General features: G+C 72.2%; 16 protein-coding genes. 10 read left to right on the forward strand and 6 right to left on the reverse strand.

The annotated features are described in order from the left end of the window. Positions 1 to 58: 58 nt before the first annotated feature. Positions 59 to 901: a phospholipid scramblase-related protein gene (locus ACFUJY_RS27830; protein WP_383304709.1), complete on the reverse strand. Its 843-nt coding sequence runs from the start codon at positions 899 to 901 to the stop codon at positions 59 to 61. Between the two features lie 115 nt (positions 902 to 1,016). Here ACFUJY_RS27830 and ACFUJY_RS27835 point away from each other — a divergent pair, with 115 nt between their 5' ends. From ACFUJY_RS27835 to ACFUJY_RS27850, 4 genes are all read left to right on the forward strand, one after another. Then, entirely contained in the window at positions 1,017 to 1,436 is a 420-nt protein-coding gene (locus tag ACFUJY_RS27835) for a hypothetical protein (RefSeq protein WP_383304711.1), read from the forward strand. Between the two features lie 95 nt (positions 1,437 to 1,531). Further along, complete coding sequence (locus tag ACFUJY_RS27840) at positions 1,532 to 2,212, forward strand: DUF3105 domain-containing protein (protein WP_383304712.1); 681 nt, start codon at positions 1,532 to 1,534, stop codon at positions 2,210 to 2,212. Further along, entirely contained in the window at positions 2,209 to 2,859 is a 651-nt protein-coding gene (locus ACFUJY_RS27845; RefSeq protein WP_383304714.1) for a DUF305 domain-containing protein, read from the forward strand. Before ACFUJY_RS27840 ends, ACFUJY_RS27845 begins: the two co-directional genes overlap by 4 nt. Positions 2,860 to 2,948: 89 nt before the next feature. Next, positions 2,949 to 4,190, forward strand: coding sequence for an ROK family protein (locus ACFUJY_RS27850; protein WP_383304716.1), 1,242 nt, complete (start codon positions 2,949 to 2,951; stop codon positions 4,188 to 4,190). A gap of 69 nt (positions 4,191 to 4,259) precedes the next feature. On the opposite strand, the gene xylA is transcribed toward ACFUJY_RS27850, so the two are convergent. Further along, positions 4,260 to 5,429 carry a xylose isomerase gene (xylA, locus tag ACFUJY_RS27855; protein WP_383304718.1) on the reverse strand — a complete coding sequence of 390 codons (1,170 nt, stop codon included), beginning with the start codon at positions 5,427 to 5,429 and terminating at the stop codon, positions 4,260 to 4,262. Between the two features lie 229 nt (positions 5,430 to 5,658). Between xylA and xylB the strand changes: the two genes are divergently transcribed. From xylB to ACFUJY_RS27870, 3 genes are all read left to right on the forward strand, one after another. Next, positions 5,659 to 7,149 (forward strand): xylulokinase, encoded by a 1,491-nt coding sequence (gene xylB / locus ACFUJY_RS27860; protein WP_383304720.1) that lies wholly within the window; start codon positions 5,659 to 5,661, stop codon positions 7,147 to 7,149. A gap of 92 nt (positions 7,150 to 7,241) precedes the next feature. Further along, entirely contained in the window at positions 7,242 to 8,513 is a 1,272-nt protein-coding gene (locus ACFUJY_RS27865; protein ID WP_383304722.1) for a VWA domain-containing protein, read from the forward strand. After that, on the forward strand, positions 8,513 to 9,346 hold the full coding sequence (locus ACFUJY_RS27870) for a hypothetical protein (protein ID WP_383304724.1): 834 nt from the start codon (positions 8,513 to 8,515) through the stop codon (positions 9,344 to 9,346). Before ACFUJY_RS27865 ends, ACFUJY_RS27870 begins: the two co-directional genes overlap by 1 nt. 49 nt (positions 9,347 to 9,395) lie before the next feature. On the opposite strand, the gene ACFUJY_RS27875 is transcribed toward ACFUJY_RS27870, so the two are convergent. The 4 genes from ACFUJY_RS27875 to ACFUJY_RS27890 form a co-directional block, all read right to left on the reverse strand. Beyond that, positions 9,396 to 10,583: an SGNH/GDSL hydrolase family protein gene (locus ACFUJY_RS27875; RefSeq protein WP_383304725.1), complete on the reverse strand. Its 1,188-nt coding sequence runs from the start codon at positions 10,581 to 10,583 to the stop codon at positions 9,396 to 9,398. Between the two features lie 40 nt (positions 10,584 to 10,623). Next, a complete protein-coding gene (locus ACFUJY_RS27880; RefSeq protein WP_383304727.1) occupies positions 10,624 to 11,202 on the reverse strand; it encodes a TetR/AcrR family transcriptional regulator in 579 nt (192 codons plus the stop codon). A 179-nt stretch (positions 11,203 to 11,381) separates the two neighbouring features. Next, a complete protein-coding gene (gene yicI / locus ACFUJY_RS27885) occupies positions 11,382 to 13,661 on the reverse strand; it encodes an alpha-xylosidase (RefSeq protein ID WP_383304729.1) in 2,280 nt (759 codons plus the stop codon). Between the two features lie 52 nt (positions 13,662 to 13,713). Continuing rightward, positions 13,714 to 16,578: a glycoside hydrolase family 3 C-terminal domain-containing protein gene (locus tag ACFUJY_RS27890; RefSeq protein WP_383304731.1), complete on the reverse strand. Its 2,865-nt coding sequence runs from the start codon at positions 16,576 to 16,578 to the stop codon at positions 13,714 to 13,716. Between the two features lie 523 nt (positions 16,579 to 17,101). On the opposite strand from ACFUJY_RS27890, the gene ACFUJY_RS27895 reads away from it, so the two are divergent. The 3 genes from ACFUJY_RS27895 to ACFUJY_RS27905 all read left to right on the forward strand — a co-directional run bounded on the left by ACFUJY_RS27895 (position 17,102) and on the right by ACFUJY_RS27905 (position 20,827). Continuing rightward, positions 17,102 to 18,709 (forward strand): extracellular solute-binding protein, encoded by a 1,608-nt coding sequence (locus ACFUJY_RS27895; RefSeq protein ID WP_383304918.1) that lies wholly within the window; start codon positions 17,102 to 17,104, stop codon positions 18,707 to 18,709. A gap of 82 nt (positions 18,710 to 18,791) precedes the next feature. Further along, positions 18,792 to 19,868 (forward strand): ABC transporter permease, encoded by a 1,077-nt coding sequence (locus tag ACFUJY_RS27900; RefSeq protein WP_383304733.1) that lies wholly within the window; start codon positions 18,792 to 18,794, stop codon positions 19,866 to 19,868. Beyond that, positions 19,865 to 20,827 carry a carbohydrate ABC transporter permease gene (locus tag ACFUJY_RS27905; RefSeq protein ID WP_383304735.1) on the forward strand — a complete coding sequence of 321 codons (963 nt, stop codon included), beginning with the start codon at positions 19,865 to 19,867 and terminating at the stop codon, positions 20,825 to 20,827. The genes ACFUJY_RS27900 and ACFUJY_RS27905 overlap by 4 nt, the downstream gene beginning before the upstream one ends. The last annotated feature ends 34 nt before the right edge of the window (positions 20,828 to 20,861 follow it).

Consider the following 20,861-nt stretch of genomic DNA (forward strand, 5'->3'; position numbering starts at 1 on the left):
CCGACCGCCCGCGCCCCTCGGAGGAGGGACGCGGGCGGTCGGGGGTACGGGGCCGGGCTCAGCCGAGGCCGCGGGCATCCTGCTTGAGGGCGGTGTCCACGGTCAGGGCCGTCGCCACCACGAGGCTCAGCAGCGGCTCGGGCAGCTGGTAGTGGATCTGGAGGACGTAGTTGTCCGCCGTCGTGAACAGCGTCTTCGCGAGCCCTTCCCAGGTCTTGGTGATCCGGGCGACCTCGGCGTCGTTGTGGTCGACGATCGCGAAGTTCCAGGCGCGCCAGTTCTCGGCCTTGATGGCGCCGATCTGCTGACCGTTGGCCATGATCGCGAAGTTGATCTTGCCGATGGCGTTCTGCTGGACGATCTCGCCGACCGGCTGCCCGTCGGGGCGCTCCACGACGACCCGGGACTTGATGAACTTCGCGGGGCGGGTCAGCAGCAGTTGCGGCCGGCCGTGCGCGTCGCGGATCTCCAGCCGGTGGGTCAGGTACTGGTCGATGCTGGTCAGGAACCGCAGCACCTTGCGCATGGCGCCCTGGCCGACCTGGACGACCGAGCCGATGGTGTTGCCGTGCTGGTCGAAGACGCTGTACTCGTTCGTCAGCTCGATCAGCTTGGCCTTCTGGTTCACGACCAGGACCTGCTGATCGAAGAGCGAGCCACCGGGGGCGCCGCCCTGCGGGTGCTGCGGCGCACCCTGCTGCGGGACGGCCGCGGGCTGCTGCGGCGCCGCCTGGCGCTGCGGCACCTGGGCCTGGTGCTGCGGCTGCGCGGGGGCCTGGGCCCCGTCACCCGCCGGGTGGGTGTGCTCCGTCCACCGGGAACCGTCCCAGTAACGCAGCAGCTGAGGGTCGCCGTGCGGATCGGGATACCAGCCCGCAGATACGTTCGAGTGCGTGGTCACCGGGGCACACTATCCCGCCATGGCCGGAATCGGACCGGTCGCCCGCGAATCCACAGGTGCACCGCTTCTTCCGCGCACTGCTTGAAAGTTCAACGCGCCGCGTACGATGTGCGGGATGAACAGGGTGAGCAAGGGGGCGGAGCGGCTGCGCGGCACCGGTGCGCCGGTCGTGCTCGCCTGGCTGTTCGTCCTGGTCGCGCTCGTCTCGTGCTGCGCGCCGCAGTCCGTGCGCTCGCACTCCTCCCCCGCATTCGCCCCCGCCTCGGCCCTCGCGACGCTGACCGACCTCACGGTGGTCCGGGTCGTGGTGGCCGACGCCCCCGGCGACCGGGGCGTGGGTGATTCCTGCCACGACGCCTCGGAACACTCGGTGCCCGTCGTGCTGTCCGCCCCGCCGGGCCCGGCGGCGGTTCCCTCGACGGCCGTGGCGCTTCTCCCGCACCGCCCCCTGACCGGCGGCGAGTCGATCCGGGGCCCCTCCAACGACGCGGTCGGCGAGGTCGACCCCGTGCGCCTTCAGGTTCAGCGGACCTAGGACGGCCGGGGATGCCCCGTACCCGTTCCCGGGTGCGGCGGCTCCCCCTGCCGTACGCAGTCCGTCTCACGATCCTATGAACCGAAGGACCCGTCATGGCTTCCGCCGACAAGCAGAACACCGGCAAGCAGAACACCGGGAAGCAGAACAGCCCCGCCGCCGCCCGCCGCGCCAAGCTGGAGGAGGCCCGCCGTCGGGAGCGGGCCCGTGAGCGCCGCTCGCGCGTCATCACGCTCGCCGTCGGCGTGCTGGTGGTCGCCGGCCTCGTCGCCGGTGGCGGTTATCTGATGAACGCGGCCGATGAGCAGGACAAGGCCGAGGCCGAGGCCAAGGTCTCGCCCGTCACCGGTGAGAAGAGCTGGGACAAGCTGACCCAGAACCATGTCGACAAGACGGTCGACTACCCGATGAACCCGCCGGTCGGCGGCGACCACAACCCGGTGTGGATGAACTGCGACGGCGACGTCTACACCGACGCCATACCGAAGGAGAACGCCGTCCACTCGCTGGAGCACGGCGCGGTGTGGGTCACGTACACCAGCAAGGCGAAGCCCGCCGACATCAAGAAGCTGAACGAGCGGGTGGAGTCCACGCCGTACTCGCTGATGAGTCCGGTCGAGGACCAGGAGGCGCCGCTGATGCTCAGCGCCTGGGGGAAGCAGCTCACGGTGAAGAGCGCCACCGACGCCCGGGTCGCACAGTTCTTCACGAAGTACGTGCAGGGCGCGCAGACCCCTGAGCCGGGCGCCGCCTGCACCGGCGGGATCGCCGAGTGACGGCCGCCCCGCGCACCTCGCGGCCCCTGGTGCTGGCCGGCGGGGCGGTGCTGCTGCTGGCGCTCGCCCTGATCGCGCTGACCTTCGTGCGCCCGTCGACGTCGGCGCCCGCCGCGGCGGCGTCCGCGTCCGCGCCGGCCGAGTCCTCGGCCGACGTGGGATTCGCCCGGGACATGGCGGTCCACCACCAGCAGGCGGTCGAGATGTCGTTCATCGTCCGGGACCGCACCTCGGACGAGGCGGTGCGCCGACTGGCGTTCGACATCATCAACACCCAGGCCAATCAGCGCGGCATGCTCCTGGGCTGGCTGGAGATGTGGGGCCGGGCGAAGAGCTCCCCCGGGCCGCCCATGGCGTGGATGGGGCACACCTTCACCCCGAGCGGTGACGGCGCGCTGATGCCCGGTATGGCCACCGACGCCGAACTGGACGAGCTGCGGGCGGCCAAGGGCAAGGACGCCGAGATCCTGTTCCTGAAGCTGATGACCGCGCACCACGAGGCCGGCGCCGACATGGCCCGGGCGGCGGCCTCGGCGGCGGGGACCGAGGAGATCAGGAACCTGGCGTCCGGCATGGCGCTGGCCCAGAAGTCGGAGATCGCGCTCATGGCCGACATGCTCGAGGAGCGGGGGGCGTCCACCTCCTGAGACGAGCCGGGCTCCGCCACCGCGCGGGGCCCGGTTCGTCCGGATCGCGACCGTACTGACGTACGGAATCGCATAGGCTCAGGACCGATATGAAGAGCAACCTCACGCCGTTGGGGCCCAAGGCCGACAAGGACACCGTCCGGCGCAGCAATCTGAGCCTCGTCCTGCGGGCCGTCCGCGACGAGGGCGAGGGCGAGGCGACCCGGGCCGGTGTCGCCGCGCGCGTGGGACTGACCCGGGCCGCCGTGTCCTCACTGGTCGAACAGTTGCTCGAAACCGGGTTCCTGACCGAGTCCGGCAAGACGTTCAGCGGGCAGGCCGGCCGCCCCGGGACCGCCCTGAAGACGGCCCGCACGGGACCGGCCGGGCTCGGCGTCGAGGTCAACATCGATTACGTGTCGGTGTGCGTGGTCGACCTGGCCGGCACCGGCCGGGTCCGCCTCACCGAGCATCTGGACAACCGGGGCACCCCGCCCGCCGAGGTGCTGGCACGGGCGGCCCGGATCGCCGCGCGCACCCTGGACTCGGCGCGGGAGCAGGAGCTGTACCCGGTCGGCGTGGCCCTGGCGCTGCCGGGCCTGGTCTCGGGCGGCGCGGTCCGCCAGGCCCCGAACCTGGGCTGGAACCAGGTCCCGGCCGAGGAGCTGTTCGCCGCCGCGCTCACCGCGGAGCACCCGGGCCACCAGGAGCTCCCGGTCCGCTCGGAGAACGAGGCGAATCTGGCGGCCCTGGCCGAGCTGTGGTTCGGCGGCCTGGAACGCATCCGCAGCTTCCTCTATCTGACCGGTGAGATCGGCGTGGGCGGTGCCCTGGTGATCGACGGGGAGCTGCTGCGCGGGGCGCACGGCTTCGCCGGGGAGATCGGCCATGTCGTGGTGGACCCGAGCGGTCCGCAGTGCCGGTGCGGTTCGCGCGGCTGTCTGGAGCAGTACGCGGGACAGGCGGCGCTGCTGCGGGCGGCCGGGGTCGACGGGAGCGGCGGGCTCGGGGTCGCGGAGCTGGAGAAGCGGGTGCGGGCGGGCGACGAGCGGGCGGTCGGCGCGGTCGCCGAGGCCGGGCGGATGCTGGGGCGGGTGCTGTCGGGGGCGGTCAATCTGCTGGACCCGGACGCGGTGGTGCTCGGCGGGATCTACCGGAACCTGATGCCGTGGCTGGCCGCACCGGCCGACGAGGAGCTGACCGGCCGGGTGGTGTCCGGGCTCTGGGCGCCCCGCGGGGGCCGGCTGCGCGCCTCGTCGGTCGCGGGGGACGCGGCGCGGGGCGCGGCGGCGCTGGTGATGACCGATGTGCTGGCCGACCCGGTGGCGTACGCGCGCCCGGCGATGGCCTGAGACGTACGGAAAGGGGGCGGACGCTTCGCGCGTCCGCCCCCCTTGCTGTTCCCGTGGTGTCCCGTGGTGTCAGCGGACGCCGAGCAGGTGGTCCATCGCCAGCTGGTCCAGGGCCTCGAAGGCCATGCCGCGCTCGGCCGCCGCGTCCACGTCGAACTCCTCGAACGCGGAGCGGTCGGCGAGCAGGCCGGCCACGCCGTCCTCGGCGGTGCGCTGGGCCAGCTCGTCCAGGCGGGAGGCGCGCAGGGCGTCCTGGACGGCCGGGTCGGCGCGGAAGGCGGCGGCGCGCTCCTTCAGGATGAGGTAGTTGCGCATGCAGCCGGCGGCGGAGGCCCAGACGCCGTCGTAGTCCTCGGTGCGCGGCGGCTTGAAGTCGAAGTGGCGCGGGCCGGCATAGTCGGAGTTCTCCAGGAGGTCGACGAGCCAGAACGCCTGGCGCAGGTCGCCGGCGCCGAAGCGGAGGTCCTGGTCGTACTTGATGCCGGACTGGCCGTTGAGGTCGATGTGGAAGAGCTTGCCCGCCCACAGGGCCTGGGCGATGCCGTGCGGGAAGTTCAGCCCGGCCATCTGCTCGTGTCCGACCTCCGGGTTGACGCCGACCATCTCGGGGCGCTCCAGGCGCTCGATGAAGGCGAGGGCGTGGCCGATGGTGGGGAGGAGGATGTCGCCGCGCGGCTCGTTCGGCTTGGGCTCGATGGCGAACTTGAGGTCGTAGCCCTGCTCGGTGACGTAGTCGCCCAGGAGGTCGAAGGCCTCCTTCATCCGGTCGAGCGCGACGCGGATGTCCTTGGCGGCGCCGGACTCGGAGCCCTCCCGGCCGCCCCAGGCGACGTAGGTGGTGGCGCCCAGCTCGACGGCCAGGTCGATGTTGCGCATGGTCTTGCGCAGCGCGTAGCGCCGGACGTCCCGGTCGTTGGCGGTGAAGGCGCCGTCCTTGAAGACGGGGTGGGTGAAGAGGTTCGTCGTGGCCATCGGGACGACGAGGCCGGCCGCGTCGAGCGCCTGGCGGAAGCGCTTGACGATGCCCTCGCGCTCGGTGTCCGAGGAGCCGAACGGGACCAGGTCGTCGTCGTGGAAGGTCACGCCGTACGCGCCCAGCTCGGCGAGGCGCTGGACGGAGTCGACCGGGTCGATCGCGGTGCGCGTCGCGTCACCGAAGGGGTCCCGGCCCTGCCAGCCCACGGTCCACAGACCGAAGGTGAACTTGTCCTCGGGGGTCGGTACGAAGCGTTCCGTCATGGTGGTGCCGCCTTCGGGGCCGTGGGTCCGCAGCCGGTCGGGCGGCCGAACCTCAATTTGTTCACTGTCATGACTAATCATGCACGGGCAGCCCGTGCGACGTAAAGCCCCTGGAGCGGAGACGTCTGCGAGCGGCTGCCGCGAACCCGTGACGGGGCCTGTTCCGGACGGGTTCGATCACGTAATTTGTTTTGCGTACGATCAAATACATCAGCGAATGAGGTCAGCCATGCCGCCGCATACCGTCGTCATCGGTGTGGACAGCTCCACCCAGTCCACCAAGGCGGCGTTCACCGACACCGCCACCGGCCGGCTGCTCGCCGTCGGCCGCGCCCCGCACGTGGTCACCGGCGAGGGCGGGGCGCGCGAGAGCGACCCCGAGGTCTGGTGGCAGGCCCTGCGCGACGCGGTCGCCGCCGGGCTGAAGGAGTCCGGGATCGCCCCGGCGGACGTGGTGGGCATCGCGGTCGCCGGCCAGCAGCACGGCCTGGTCGTCCTGGACGCCGAGGGCCGCCCGCTGCGCCCGGCCCTGCTGTGGAACGACACCCGATCCGCCCCGCAGGCCGCGGCGCTCACCGCCGCGCTCGGCGGACCGGACGCCTGGACCGCCCGCACCGGTTCGGTCCCGGTGGCCGCGATGACCGCGTCGAAGTGGCAGTGGCTGCGGGAGAACGAGCCGGAGACCGCCGCGGCGGCCGCCGCGGTGCGCCTCCCCCACGACTTCCTGACCGAGCGGCTGTCCGGCCGGGCCGTCACCGACCCGGGTGACGCCTCGGGCACCTGCTGGTACTCAACCGCGACCGGTGCGTACGACCCCGAACTCCTCGCCCTCATCGGCCTCGACCCGGCGCTGCTGCCCGAGGTGGCACCGAGCGGCGGGGCCCGGGCCGGTTCGCTGACGGACGCGGCCGCCGAGGCGCTGGGCCTGCCCGCCGGGATCGCCGTCGCGGCGGGCACCGGGGACAACATGAGCGCCGCCGTCGGGCTCGGCCTGGGCGGCGGCGGGCTGCTGGACCACCCGGTGCTGAGCCTGGGCACCTCGGGCACGGTCTTCGCGGCGTCCCGGACCAGGCCCGCCTCGGCCGCGCTCTCCGGGTTCGCGGCGGCGGACGGCACATACCTGCCGCTGGCCTGCACCCTCAACTGCACGCTCGCCGTGGACAAGGTGGCCGCGCTGCTCGGCCTGGACCGCAACGACGCGGTGCCCGGCGGGGAGGCGGTCCTGCTGCCCTACCTGGACGGCGAGCGCACCCCGGACCTGCCCACGGCGGCCGGCCTCCTGACCGGACTGCGGCACGACACGACCCCGCAGCAACTGCTCGGCGCCGCCTACGAGGGCGCGGTGGTGACCGTGCTGCGGGCGCTCGACGAGCTGTCGCGGGCCTGCGGGCTCGACCCGGCGGAACCCGAGGTGGCGGGCCGGCCGCTGCGCCTGATCGGCGGGGGCGCGCAGGGGCGGGTGTGGGTGGAGACCGTACGGCGGCTGTCCGGGCGGCCGGTGATCGTGCCGGGCGCCGGCGAGCTGGTGGCGCTCGGGGCCGCGGCGCTCGCGGCTTCGGCGGCCACGGGGGCGGACCCGGTCGCGGTCGCCGCCGGCTGGGAGACCGGCGAGGACGTGCTCCTGGAGGCGGTGGAGCGGGATCTGACGGCGTGGCAGCGGGTCGGTTCGGTGCTGGAACGGGCGGCGGGGCCGCTGCTCGGCGGGGACCGCGACGGCTGACGCACCGTCCGGAGCCGCTGTACGCGCGAGGGGCGCGTACAGCGGCAACCAGCCGTTTTGGATAGCGAACTGATGTTCACTAGTATCCGGCGATGATCATAAGAAGAAGGCTGACGGTCGGGGTGGGCATCCTGCTCGCCACCCTGACCGCCGGGCTCGGCTCGGCGCTGCCCGCATCGGCCGACGAAACCCCCACGAAAGCCTCCCCCAAGGTCGAACTGGTCCTCGACGTCAGCGGCTCCATGCGGACCCGTGACATCGACGGGCAGTCCCGGATGAGCGCGGCGAAGCAGGCGTTCAACGAGGTCCTGGACGCGGTGCCGGAGCAGGTGCAGCTCGGCATCCGCACCCTCGGCGCCGACTATCCGGGCGACGACCGCAAGGTGGGCTGCAAGGACACCAAGCAGCTGTACCCGGTCGGCCCGCTGGACCGCACCGAGGCGAAGACCGCGGTCGCCACGCTCGCCCCCACCGGCTGGACCCCGATCGGCCCCGCGCTGCTGGGCGCCGCCGACGACCTGGAGGGCGGCGACTCCACCCGCCGGATCGTGCTGATCAGCGACGGCGAGGACACCTGCGGCCCGCTCGACCCGTGCGAGGTCGCCCGCGACATCGCGGCGCGCGGCATCCACCTGGTCATCGACACGCTGGGCCTGGTGCCCAACGCGAAGATCCGCCAGCAGCTGACCTGCATCGCCGAGGCCACCGGCGGGACGTACACGGCCGTCCAGCACACCGACGAACTGTCCGGCCGCGTGAAGCAGTTGGTGGACCGCGCGGCGGAGCCCGTGGTCACCCCGGTCGCCACGAAGGGCACCGACAGCTGCACGGACGCGCCCGAGCTGAAGCCGGGCCTCTACACCGACCGCGAGAAGTTCGCCGAGCACCGCTGGTACCGGGTCCAGCTGCTGCCGGGCCAGGAACTGCGCGCCTCGGTCAGCGTGTTCGCCGACCGCGCCGTCAACAACGACTACGGGATGCTGCTGCGCGCGGTGACCACGCACGGCCGCGAGATCGTCCGGGGCTCCGAGTCCGGGACCGGGCGCACCGACGCCATCTCGTCCGGGCTGCGCTACCCGAAGCCCGAGCAGGACGACGACGACGCCAAGCCGGCCGCGGAGACCGTGTGCCTCCAGGTCAGCAACTCGTTCTCGGCCCCGGCCTCGGTGAAGACCACCCCCGGCATGCCGCTGGAACTGACCGTCGACGTGGTGGACGCCCCCGACGAGGCGGCGGACGTCGCCGCGTTCGGCCTGGGCCACGGCTGGTGGCTGCTGGCCCTGCTCACCCTGACCGGCCTGATCGTGGGTCTGCTCTTCGGCTGGATCTCGCGCTGGCGCATCGCTGTCTGGAGGACCCGCTGATGTCCCGTACGAGACGTGTGCTCGCGGGCGCGCTGCTGACCGGCCTGACCCTGCTGACCGGGGCGTCGGCCGCCGCGGCCGACGACGCGTCGCCGAGCCCGAGCGCTTCCGCCGACGGCTCCGGTCCCACGGAGGCCGGCACCACCTTCCGTACCGCCACGGCGATCCAGCAGGGCGAGACCGCCACCGCCGGGGCGTCCACCGGCGACTACCTGTACTGGGTCTTCCCGGCCGACGCCGGGCAGCGCGCCACGGTGACGGCGAAGGTCACGCTGCCCGAGAGCGCCACCCGGCACGGGGCGCAGACCTGGCAGGTCGACGTGTACGACGGGCTGCGCCGCCGCCAGGCGTGCATGTACGGCAAGCAGACCGGCACCGCCGCGGCCGACGCCGCCACGGTGGAGCTGACCTGTGTGCTGCGTACCGTCCGGGCCGCCGCCGAGCCGTGGGCCAACGACCCGCTGCCGGGCAGCTATTACGTGCGCCTCACGGTCGTGGACCTGGCCCAGGCCGACCTCGGCCTGCCGGTGCGCACCGAGGTCGAGGTGAACTCGAAGGACCAGGGCGGGTCCGCCGACGTGGACGGCAGCCTGTCGAAGCCGCTGGTCCCGGGAATCTCCTCGGCCGAGCGGGCTTCGGACGAGGGCGCGGACGCCTCCGCCGAGCCGGTCGCGCTCGCCGGTGAGCCCGAGGACGGCTGGTCCTCCGGCTGGTGGACCAGCCGCTGGCTGTGGACGGCCGGCGGCGGCCTGCTCGCCGCCCTGGCGGGCGTCTTCGGCTACACCGTGACCCGTGGCCGCGGTCGCCCGGCCCACGTGCCGCCGGGCGTCTGACGGAAGTGCCGGGGCCGGGCGGGCACGGACCCGCCCGGCCCCGGCGCGTTCACGAGGGAGCGAACGCCCCCTCCGCCCCGAAGGCCAGCGCGGCGAAGCGGTCGCCCATGCGGAGGTGGGTGGCGGCGTCCGGGTGGAGGGCGTCGGGAAGGGGCAGCTCTGCCGCGTCCGCCTCGCCGTACAGTGCACGGCCGTCCAGGTGACGCAGGTGCGGGTCGTCGGCGGACCGCTGCGCCACCAGGCGGGCCAATTCGTCGCGGATGATCCGGAGCGTCAGCTTGCCGGTCGCCCGGTCCTCGGGGTCGCCCATCGCCGCGAAGCGGACCCGGCCCTCGCCGAGCCCGCTGAAGTCGGGGACGCTGGGGCCCGGCGTGTCCTCGTGGATGGGGCACAGCACGGGTGAGACCACCAGGAGCGGGGTGTCCGGGTGGCCCTCGCGGACGGTGTCGAGGAAGCCGTGCATCGCCGGGGCGAAGGCGCGCACCCGCATCACGTCGGCGTTGACGAGGTTGATGCCGATCTTGACGCTGATCAGGTCCGCGGGGGTGTCCCGCATCGCGCGGGCCGTGAACGGGTCGAGCAGGGCGCCGCCGCCGAGGCCCAGGTTGACCAGTTCGACGCCACCGAGCAGCGCCGCACGCGCGGGCCAGGTGGTGGTGGGGCTCGCGGCGTCGGAGCCGTGGCTGATCGAACTGCCGTGGTGCAGCCACACCTTGCGGCCGGAGGCCGGGGCGGCCGTGACGGGCGCGTCGGTGTGCAGGGCGGCGACCTCGGTGCGCTCGTTGTAGGGCAGCCAGATTTCGACGTGCTTGTCGCGGTCCGCGAGCCCGTCGAACCGTACGGACCCGGCCGGCCCGGTGCGGAAGTGCGTCGCGCCGGTCGTCATGTCGACATCGAGGACGTTGCCGCCGCTCGCCTGGCCCTGCGCCGCGAGGACGCCGTCCACCAGCAGGTCGTACAGCCCTCCGGTCCTCGGCGGGACGCCCTGGTAGACGGTGCGGGTGCGCCGCGCCGCCAGTTCGACCACGGTGGCCCGGGTCCGGAAGGCCAGCCGTACGCCGGAGGGCTGGGCCTCCGCCAGGGCGATCTGGCCGTCCGGGGCCTGGGCGCGGGCGGCGGCGGGGAGGCGGTGCGGGAGCAGCCCCGCCTCGGTGCGCTCCACGTCGAGCGCGCCGCGCAGCAGGGCGGCGGTGACGGGGGTCGTGAACGGGAGGGGTGCGGGCGTATCGGTGCTCATGGCTCCACCTGCTGGGGTCGCGGGATGCGGTCGGGTGGTGTCACGCCTGCCCCGGCGGGGGCCAGTTGCGCAGGAGGGCGTCCAGCGCGTCCAGGGTGCGGGCCCAGGACTCCTGCGAATCGGGGGCGCTGTGGCTGAAGCCGCCCTGGGCCTCCAGGCTGACGAACCCGTGGAAGACGCTGCCGAGGAGCCGTACGGCATGCGTCTGGTCCGGCTCGGTCAGGTCGTAGCCGCGCAGGACGGCCCGGGTCATCCGCGCGTGCCGGCCGCCGGCACTGGCAGCGGCGGCCTCGGGGTCCAGCTTCATCTGGGCCGCCGCGTAACGGCCGGGGTGCTCGCGGGCGTAGTCCCGGTACACGTCGCCGAAGGCGCTCAGCGCGTCCTTGCCGGCCCGTCCCGCGAGGGCGGTGGCCCCCCGGTCGGCCATCTCCTCCAGGGCGAGCAGGGCGATTCTGGTCCGCAGGTCCTGGGAGTTCTTCACATGCGAGTAGAGGCTCGCGACCTTGACGTCGAACCGCCGGGCGAGCGCCGAGACGGTCACCCCGTCGAAGCCGACCTCGTCCGCCAGCTCGGCGCCCGCCCTGGTCAGGCGTTCGGCGGTCAGACCCGCGCGCACCATGGTCGCCTCCTCGTCCGGGAACGGCCATCATGCGCTGCCTAAGGGCTTTAGGCAAATGGGAAAGGGTGCAAGGAAGAGGTGTGGCGGGGGGGGGGGGGGGGCCCCGCCCCCCCCCCCCCCCCGCGGGGGGGGGGGGGGGGGGGGCCCCCCGCCCCCGCCGCCCCGCCGGTCTGCGGGGGTCAGCCGGCCGGCACCGACACCGTGCCCGTTCCCTCCGCCGCCGCCCCCGTCGCCTCGGCCACCACGCGGTACGGGCGGTCGATGCGCTCGGAGGTGACCGTGACGGTGTCCCCGTCGCGGGCCACCCGGAAGGCGGCGGCGGTGGCGCCCGCGTGGTCCGGCACCGTCACCGTCGTACCGGCCCCCTCCGCGCCGCCCCCGAAGACGCGCAGCGTGAGCCCGTCCAGCCAGTCGCCGTCCGGGCGCTGGTCGTCGCCGCCCCAGGGCAGGACCGCGCCGGGGCGGACGAGGACCGGCAGGCTGTCGAAGCCGTGGGTCTCGTGGCGCCAGACGGGACCGGTGACGGTCTCGCCGGTGAGCAGATGGGTCCAGGTGCCCTCGGGGACGTAGTACTCGACCTGGCCGTTCTCCGTGAAGACCGGGGCGACCAGCAGGTCGGGGCCGAGCATGTACTGCCGGTCCAGGGTGCGGGTGGCCGGGTCGTCCGGGAATTCGAGGAGCATGGGCCGCATCACCGGGACGCCCGTGCGGTGGGCGGTGGCGGCGGCACCGTACAGGTACGGCATGAGCCGGTGCTTGAGGAGGGTGAACTTCCGGGCGACCTCCACCGCCTCCTCGCCGAACTCCCACGGCACCCGGTAGGACACGTTGCCGTGCAGCCGGCTGTGCGAGGAGAGCAGGCCGAAGGCGAGCCAGCGCTTGAAGACCGCCGGGTCGGGAGTGCCCTCGAAGCCGCCGATGTCATGGCTCCAGAAGCCGAACCCGGAGAGCGAGAGGGACAGACCGCCGCGCAGGGACTCGGCCATCGCCGTGAACGAGGCGAAGCAGTCGCCGCCCCAGTGCACCGGGAACTGCTGGCCGCCGGCCGTGGCGGAGCGGGCGAAGAGGACCGCCTCGCCGTGGCCGCGCTCCTTCTCCAGGAGCTCGAAGACCGTCTGGTTGTAGACCTGCGCGTAGTAGTTGTGCATCCGCTCGGGGTCCGAGCCGTCGTGCCAGACGACGTCGGTCGGGACGCGCTCGCCGAAGTCCGTTTTGAAGCAGTCGACGCCCTGGTCGAGCAGCAGCCGCAGCTTGCCGGTGTACCACTCGCGCGCGGCGGGGCTGGTGAAGTCGACCAGGGCCATGCCGGGCTGCCACAGGTCCCACTGCCAGACGTCGCCGTTGGGACGCCGGACCAGGTGGCCGAGTTCGGCGCCCTCCGCGAACAGCGCCGACTTCTGGGCGATGTACGGGTTGATCCACATGCTGATCCGCAGCCCGCGCTCCTTGAGCCGGGCGAGCATGCCCTCCGGGTCGGGGAAGACGTCCGGGTCCCAGAGGAAGTCCGACCACTGGTACTCGCGCATCCAGAAGCAGTCGAAGTGGAAGACGGAGAGCGGGATGTCGCGTTCCGCCATGCCGTCCACGAACGAGGTGACGGTCTCCTCGTCGTACGCGGTGCAGAAGGACGTCGTCAGCCACAGGCCGAACGACCAGGCCGGCGGGAGCGCCGGGCGGCCGGTCAGCGCGGTGTAGCGGGCCAGCACCTCCTTGGGGGTGGGCCCGGCGACGATGTAGTACTCCAGCGACTGGTCCTCGACGCTGAACTGCACCTGCCCCACCGACTCCGAGCCGACCTCGAAGGAGACCTTGCCGGGGTGGTTGACGAAGACGCCGTAACCGCGCGAGGAGAGGTAGAACGGGATGTTTTTGTAGGCCAGTTCGCTGCTGGTGCCGCCGTCCGCCTGCCAGATGTCGACGCTCTGGCCGTTCTTGACGTACGGGGTGAAGCGCTCGCCGAGCCCGTAGACGTTCTCGCCGACGTCCAGGGCGAGCTGGGCGATCATGTGGTGGGCGCCGTCGGGGGTGGTGGCGAAGGCGGTGCCCTTGGCGTCGGCACCGGTCAGGCGGCGCCCTTCGGCGTCGGAGAAGGTGAGACCGAAGGGCCCGTCGGCGTCCATGCGCAACGTCAGCGGACCGCTGGTGAGTTCGGTGACGCCGCCGTCCTGCCGGGTGCGGGCGCCGGAGCCGGCCGGGTCGAGCCCGGGGAAGGCGAAGTCCGGGCCGCGACGGGCCTTCCCGGCGTGGTGCGTGGTGCGGACGCCGATGATCCCCTCGGCCGGGGAGAAGCAGTCGACGGTGATGAGCGGGGTGTTGAGGGTGTCGCCGCGCGCGGCCACCGGTTTCACCGCCGCGTAGGCGGTGAACCGGTCGGCGCCGACGCGCAGATCGCGGATCTCGGTCGCGTAGGAGGCGCGTACGCCCTCACGCATGAGCCAGAAGCCGTCGGTGAACTTCATGCGGACTCCTTGCCGGGGGCAATGGGCGGGGGAACGGGGAGGCTGCGGCGCTTCACGCGCCGGTCCCGGTGAAGCCGAGCCGGGCCAGCCGGACCGTGCCGCGCAGCGCGATGCGCAGGTCGCCGACGCCGGAGGCGGTCAGCCCGGTGTGCAGGGTGCGGTGGTCGTACGGCCCGTCGGTGGCGGGCACCGGGACGGTGACGGTGGAGCCGTCGACGGTGATGAGGACGGCCCCCTCGCCCGAGGCGAGCACCTCGACCCCGCTGGTACCGGCACCGAAGTCGCAGCGGCGGTAGAGGAGTTCGTTGGCCTCGGCGGTGGCGGTGACCGCGTCCCCGTCCGTCTTGGCCCGGTCCACGATCGCGGTGCCGAGCTGCTCGTCGTAGTCGGCCGCCTCCAGGCCACGGGCCAGGACCGGGCGCGGCCCGGCCGGTTCGCCGTCGACGGTGACCACCGTGACGCTCCGGATGTCCGTGCTGGAGGCGCCGGCCTGGATCTCGTACGCGCCGGGCTCGACGGTCCAGCGGCCGTGCGCCACGTCCCAGTGGCCCAGTTCCTCGACCGGCACGGTGAACGCGACGCGCTCCGCAGCACCCGGAGCCAGGTGCAGCCTGCGGTGCCCGGCGAGTTGGCGCAGCGGCCGGGGCACGGACGGGGCCACGGCCCGTACGTACAGCTGGGCGACCTCGTCGGAGGCGACGGTGCCGGTGTTGGTGACGTTCAGGGAGACGCGCAGCAGGTCGCCCTCGACCTCGGCGGTCAGGTCGCTGTAGGTGAAGTCGCTGTAGGTGAGCCCGTGGCCGAAGGGGTAGAGCGGGGTGCCCTCGTAGTAGAGGTAGGTCTGCCGTGAGCCGATGATGTCGTAGTCCAGGAGGTCCGGCAGCTCCGCGTCGGAGGCGTACCAGGTCTGCGGGAGCCGCCCGGCCGGGGAGACGTCGCCGGCGAGGACGCGGGCGAGCGCGGTGCCCGCCGCCTGGCCGCCGTGCGCGGTCCACAGCAGCGCGGGCAGTGTGGCGGCGGCGTCGGTCAGGGCGTACGGGTAGGCGGAGGTGACCGCCAGGACGGTGCGCGGGTTGGCGGCGTGGGCGGCGCGCCAGAGGCGTTCCTGCTGGGCGGGCAGGCCGAGGGTGGCGCGGTCCTCGGTCTCGCGGCCGTTGATGTGGGGGTCGTTGCCGACCACCACGATCACGGTGTCGGCGGCGGCTGCCGCGCGGGCGACGGCGTCCTCGCCGCGCTCGGTCACCTCCGTCTCGAAGACGGTGCCCCGGGCGGCGGAATTCTCCTCGTCCGGGACGGCAACCTTTAGGCCGTCGGCGGCGACTGAGACATACCCACCCGTTCCGATGTGCAGAAGGCGGTGACCGCCGGCATGACCTTCCACCGCCTCCCACCGGAAGGTCTCCTGGACGATCCAGCCGCCCGGCTCGTCCGCGGAGGCACGCACATATCCGTCCTCGGCGACCGAGAGGTAGCGTCCTTCCGGCTCCCGCAGCGTGATCACACCGCCGCCCCAGTCCACGAGCGCCAGCTCGGACGGGGTGTCGGCGCAGATCAGCGGGGGCAGATCGGTGCGGCCCGCGAGCAGCGCCGGGTCGAGGGCGCCCTCCGCGCCGCGCGCCGCGTCCCCGGCCGGGTCCGCCTCGGGGATGTGCAGCCAGCCGTCCGCGCACCTGACGCGGATCAGGTCGGCGCCCTCGGCGTGGATCACCCGGTCGGCGCCGAAGCGCTCGCGGAGTCCGTCGAGCGGGGTCGAGCGGTGGATGAGCGTGCCGCTGTACCAGTCGAGTTTGCAGGCGTCCGCGAGGAGCCCGACGACGGCGACGGTCCGGCCGGCGTCCGGGTCGAGCGGCAGCAGCCCGTCGTTCTTCAGGAGCACGACCGCCTGCTCGGCGGCTTCCACGGCGAGCGCCCGGTGCTCCTCGGTGTCGAGGGCGTCGGTCCCGGCGTAGGGGTCGAGGGCGGGGTCGAACTCGCCGAGGGCGAAGCGCATGTGGAGCAGGCGGCGGACGGCGGTGTCGACGTCGTGCTCGTCGATGAGGCCGCGCTTCAGGGCGCCCTGGATGCGGGCGGTCATGACGGAGGAGTCCTGGCCGTGGTCGGTGAAGCTGTCGACGCCGGCGCGCAGGGCGGCCGCGGTGGCCTCCTCGTGGGTGTCGTAGTAGTGCTCGGAGTCGACCAGGTTGCTCGGCGCTCCGGCGTCGGAGCAGACGGCCAGGGGCTGTTCGGTCCAGGTGCGCAGGTGCCGGGAGAGCAGCGGCGACACATGGTTGGGGCGTCCGTTGACCAGGTTGTACGCGGGCATCACCCCGGCCACCGCGCCCGCCCGGACGGCGTCGCGGAAGGCCCTGAGGTCGTATTCGTGCAGCACCCGCGGGCGGACCGAGGAGGACGAGGTGTCGCGGTCGGTCTCGTTGTTGTGGGCGAGCCAGTGCTTGAGGACGGGGGCGGTGCGCCAGTAGTGCGGGTGGTCGCCGCGCAGGCCCCGGGTGTACGCGACCGCGATGGCGGAGGTGAGCCCGGCGTCCTCGCTGTACCCCTCCTCGCCGCGCCCCCACAGCGGGTGGCGCAGCAGGTTGACGGTGGGGGCCCAGACGTTGAGCCCGACCCGGTCGTCGTGGGCGCGTTTGGTGCGGACCTCGTCGCCGACGGCCTCGCCGACGCGGCGGACCAGGTCGTCGTTCCAGGTGGCGCCGAGACCGACGGCCTGCGGGAAGACCGTGGCCTGCCCCATCCAGGCGACGCCGTGCAGGGCCTCCTGGCCGGTGCGGAAGGCGGCGAGCCCGAGCCGGTCGACCGCCGGGGCGAACTGGTGCAGCATCGCGACGCGCTCGTCGGGGGTCAGCCGCCGGAGCAGGTCGTCGACGCGCTCCGCGAAGGGCAGTCGCGGGTCGCGGAAGGGCTGCGGTTGTTCCGTCACGTGCGGGTCCTTCGTCAAAGGTGGGAGGTATGGCGGTGCCGGCGCGTCGTGCGGGCCACTGAGCAGCCTCGGACGATCTTTCGAAGCGCTTCGATGCTCGACGGCCAACCCCGCGCATGTCAAGGGCCGGTGCGGGACCGCCGCTTCCGGTTCGCGCTCCCCGCCTCGGGAAACGGTTCAGAAACGCATCGGAGGATTCCGGCAACGAAGTCTTGTGCGACACAGACCCTTCACTTAACCTCGCTGCAACATCGAAGCGCTTCGACATTGCTTCGATGGGGCGCCCGGCGCCCTGGATTTCCCGGGACGGCGACTCGCTCGACCGCCGCCCAGTTGAACCGCTTCACCTGGGGCCGGTGACACCGGCTCAGCCAGCAACGCTCCACCTCAGACACAGGAACCGAACGGCGGTCGCCCCGCCGCGTGTCGTCCTGGTGCGCCTCGAAGGGTTGACGCAATGACGCCGAATTCCTCCCCCTCCGCCTCGTCCCCGAGCCGGAGAAGCTTCCTCGCCACGGGCGCGGTGGCGGCCGTCGCCGTGGCCGGCGGGGTGCCGCTGCTCGCCGCGTGCGGCGGTTCCGGCTCCGGAGCCGGGAGCAAGGAGGGCACGACCACGGGCAAGGCCCTCAAGAAGGTCGTGCCGAGCTATGTGCCGCTGAACCTGGTCCAGCCCGACGTCCCCGGCGTCAACGGTTCGAGCCCCGGCTTCACCAAGCTCCCCGACCCGCTGGTGGTCTCGGTCAAGTCGGTGCCGGGCAAGGGTTCGGAGTTCCGGGTGATGACCCCGCTGTGGGGCACGGTCCCCAAGAAGGACAACCCGTACTACACGGCCGTGAACAAGGCGGTCGGGGCGACGCTGAACTTCGACCCGCAGGACGGCAACACGTACCAGGACAAGATCGGCGCGGTCCTCGCCGGTTCGGACGTCCCGGATGTCATGACGATCCCCGGCTGGAACATGCAGGGGCAGATCCGCAACGCCATCACCGCGAAGTTCGCCGACCTCTCCCCGTATCTCGCCGGTGACGCCGTCAAGAAGTACCCCAACCTGGCCAACATCCCGACCGGTGCCTGGCAGTACTCGGTCTTCGGCGGCAAGCTGCGCGGCCTGCCCATGCCGACGCCGATCATCGGCAACGCGATCTTCTACCGCAAGGACCTGACCGGCTCCGGGGCCGTCCCGGCGAGCACGGACGACCTGCTGGCGTTCGGCAAGGAGTACACCTCCCCCAAGAAGAAGGTGTGGGCCTTCGACGATCTGTGGGTCTGCATCCAGAAGATCTTCGGGCTGCTCCCGGACGCGCCGCACTACTGGCAGCTGGAGAACGGCAAGCTGGTCCACAAGATCGAGACGCAGGCGTACCGGGAGGCGCTGGCCTTCGCCCGCAAGCTCCACGACGGCGGGTACGTCCACCCGGACGCCGAGGCCGGCAAGGACGCCGACTCCAAGATCCGCTTCACCAGCGGACACGTCATCATGTACAACGACGGCACCGGCGGCTGGAAGGGCATGGTCACCGAACAGGCCTCCGCCAACCCGAAGTTCGACATGCAGGCGCTGGACTTCTTCGGCCCCGACGGCGGCAAGCCGACCCTGTGGCAGGACGACCCGGCCGGCATCTTCACCTTCCTCAGCAAGAAGCTGCCCAAGGAGAAGATCGAGGAGTTCCTCGCGATCGCCGACTACGCGGCGGCGCCGTTCGGCACCGAGGAGTTCATGCTCACCAACTACGGCGTGAAGGGCACCCACTACACCATCAAGGACGGGACCCCCACGTACACCCCGCAGGGGGTCGAGGAGGCCCAGCCCTCCACGTTCCTGTTCGTGGCCTCGCCTCCCACCTCCATCGCCTACCCGGACCAGCCGCAGCTGGCCAAGGACTACGCCGGCTGGATGGCGCGCCAGGCACCGCACATCAAGAAGCCCCTCTTCTTCGGCATGCAGGTGGTCGAGCCGCAGCGCTACGCCTCGCTGTACACCCCGTTCGACGACCTCCAGAAGGACATCCGCCGCGGGCGCAAGAAGGTCGCCGACGTCGAGGACGCCGTGAACACCTGGAAGAAGAGCGGCGGCGACAAGCTGCGCGACTGGTACCAGGACATTCTCGACAAGAACGGCTCCGGCAACTGACGCGCACGGACGAAGAGGAAGGGGCCGCCGGGCACACGCAGCCCGGCGGCCGTGGTCAGGAGCACGACATGGGGAGCACAGGGTGAAGGCACGGGCCACGGTCGCGGCCGACCCGGGCGGCACCGCCGGCGGGGCGAGCGCCCCGGCCGACGGGAGCGGCACCGGGGACGGTGACGGCGAGGAGACGAGGAGCGCGGGAAGGCCGCGGGCCGGGGGCGGCTCCCGGCCCCGGCGGGAGATGGGCGGCATCACCTGGCGGCAGCGGCTGCGGCGGGACCGCGCGCTGATCCTGATGACGATGCCGGCCATCGCGCTGCTGCTGATCTTCAACTACATCCCGCTGCTCGGGAACATCGTGGCCTTCCAGGACTACGACGTGTACGACCTGGGCATCACGGGCAGCCCGTTCGTCGGGTTCGACAACTTCACCCGCATCTTCGAGGACTACCGCTTCTGGGAAGTCCTCGTGAACACGCTGGTCATCTTCGTGACCCAGCTGGTCCTGTTCTTCCCGATCCCGATCGCCATCGCGCTCCTGCTCAACACGATCATGAGCGCGCGGGTCCGGGCCTGGGTGCAGGCCGTCGTCTACCTTCCGCACTTCTTCTCCTGGGTGCTCGTCGTCACCGTCTTCCAGCAGATGTTCGGCGGTGCCGGACTGGTCGCCCAGTGGCTGCGCGAGCACGGGCACGAGGGCTTCGACCTGATGACCGACCCGGGCTTCTTCAAGTTCCTGGTCAGCGCGCAGGCCGTGTGGAAGGACGCCGGCTGGGGCGTCATCGTCTTCCTGGCCGCGCTCGCCGCCGTCAACACCGATCTGTACGAGGCCGCCGCCGTGGACGGGGCCGGCCGCTGGCGCCGCATGTGGCACGTCACGCTGCCCGCGCTGCGCCCGGTCATCGCCCTGCTGCTCGTCCTGCGGGTGGGCAGCGCGCTCAACCTCGACTTCGAGCAGATCCTGCTCCAGCGCGACCAGGTGGGCGCGGGGGCCTCGGAAATCCTGGACACCTACATCTGGTGGACGGGCATCAAGACCGGCGACTTCGGCTATGCCGCCGCCGCCGGCATCTTCAAGGGGCTGTTCAGCGTCGCCATGGTGCTGGGTGCCAACAAGGTCGCCCACATGCTGGGCGAGCAGGGGGTGTACTCCAAGAAATGACGACTCTCCTGGACCAGCGGGCGGACCCGGCGCCCCGCACCGAGACACGCCTCCAGCGCGCCCTGCGCATCGAACCGCGCCCCGTGTGGGAGGAGGAGCCGACGAAGGCCGGCCTCGCCTTCAAGGGCTTCGGGCTCGTCGCGATCTGCGCGGTCATCATCATCCCGATCTGGGTGGTCCTGGTGACCAGCCTCTCCGACACCCGGACCATCAACGAAGCCGGCGGCCTGGTCGTCTGGCCGAAGCACATCACCTTCGTCGCGTACAAGGAGCTGCTGAGCGGAGGCGCGGTGACCCGGGCCGCCGCCGTCAGCGTCGGTCTGACCGTCGTCGGTACGGCCGTCAGCATGGTCGTCTCGATCCTCTGCGCGTACGGGCTCAGCCGCCGCGACTCGTACGCGCACCGCCCGCTGCTGATGACGCTGATGGCGACCATGTTCTTCGGCGCCGGGCTCATCCCGACGTATCTGCTGGTCACCGGGATCGGGCTGAGCAACAGCTACTGGTCGATGATCCTGCCCAGCGCGATCAGCGTGTTCAACGTGCTGGTGCTGCGCGGCTTCTTCATGGACACCGCGCCCGAACTCATCGACGCGGCCCGCATCGACGGGGCCGGCGAGTGGCGCATCCTGCTCCAGATCATCATGCCGCTGTCGCGTGCGGTGATCGCCGTGATCTCGCTGTTCTACGCGGTCGGCTACTGGAGCCAGTGGTTCAACGCGATGCTCTACATCCAGGACAGCGACAAGTACCCGTTGCAGATGATCCTGCGTCAGCTGGTCCTCCAGCACCAGGTGCCGCCGGGCGCGATGGGCGCGGCGGTGAGCAACGGGCAGATCAACAGCCTCGCCGTGCAGATGGCGGTGATGATCCTCGCGCTGATCCCGGTCGCGGTGCTGTCCCCGTTCGTCCAGAAGCACTTCCAGAAGGGCATGCTCACCGGTGCCGTGAAGGGCTGACCGGCCGCCCCGCTCCTCCCCTCCCCCGCTCTCC

The sequence above is a fragment of the Streptomyces sp. NPDC057249 genome (genome assembly GCF_042669245.1).
GTDB lineage: Bacteria > Actinomycetota > Actinomycetes > Streptomycetales > Streptomycetaceae > Streptomyces.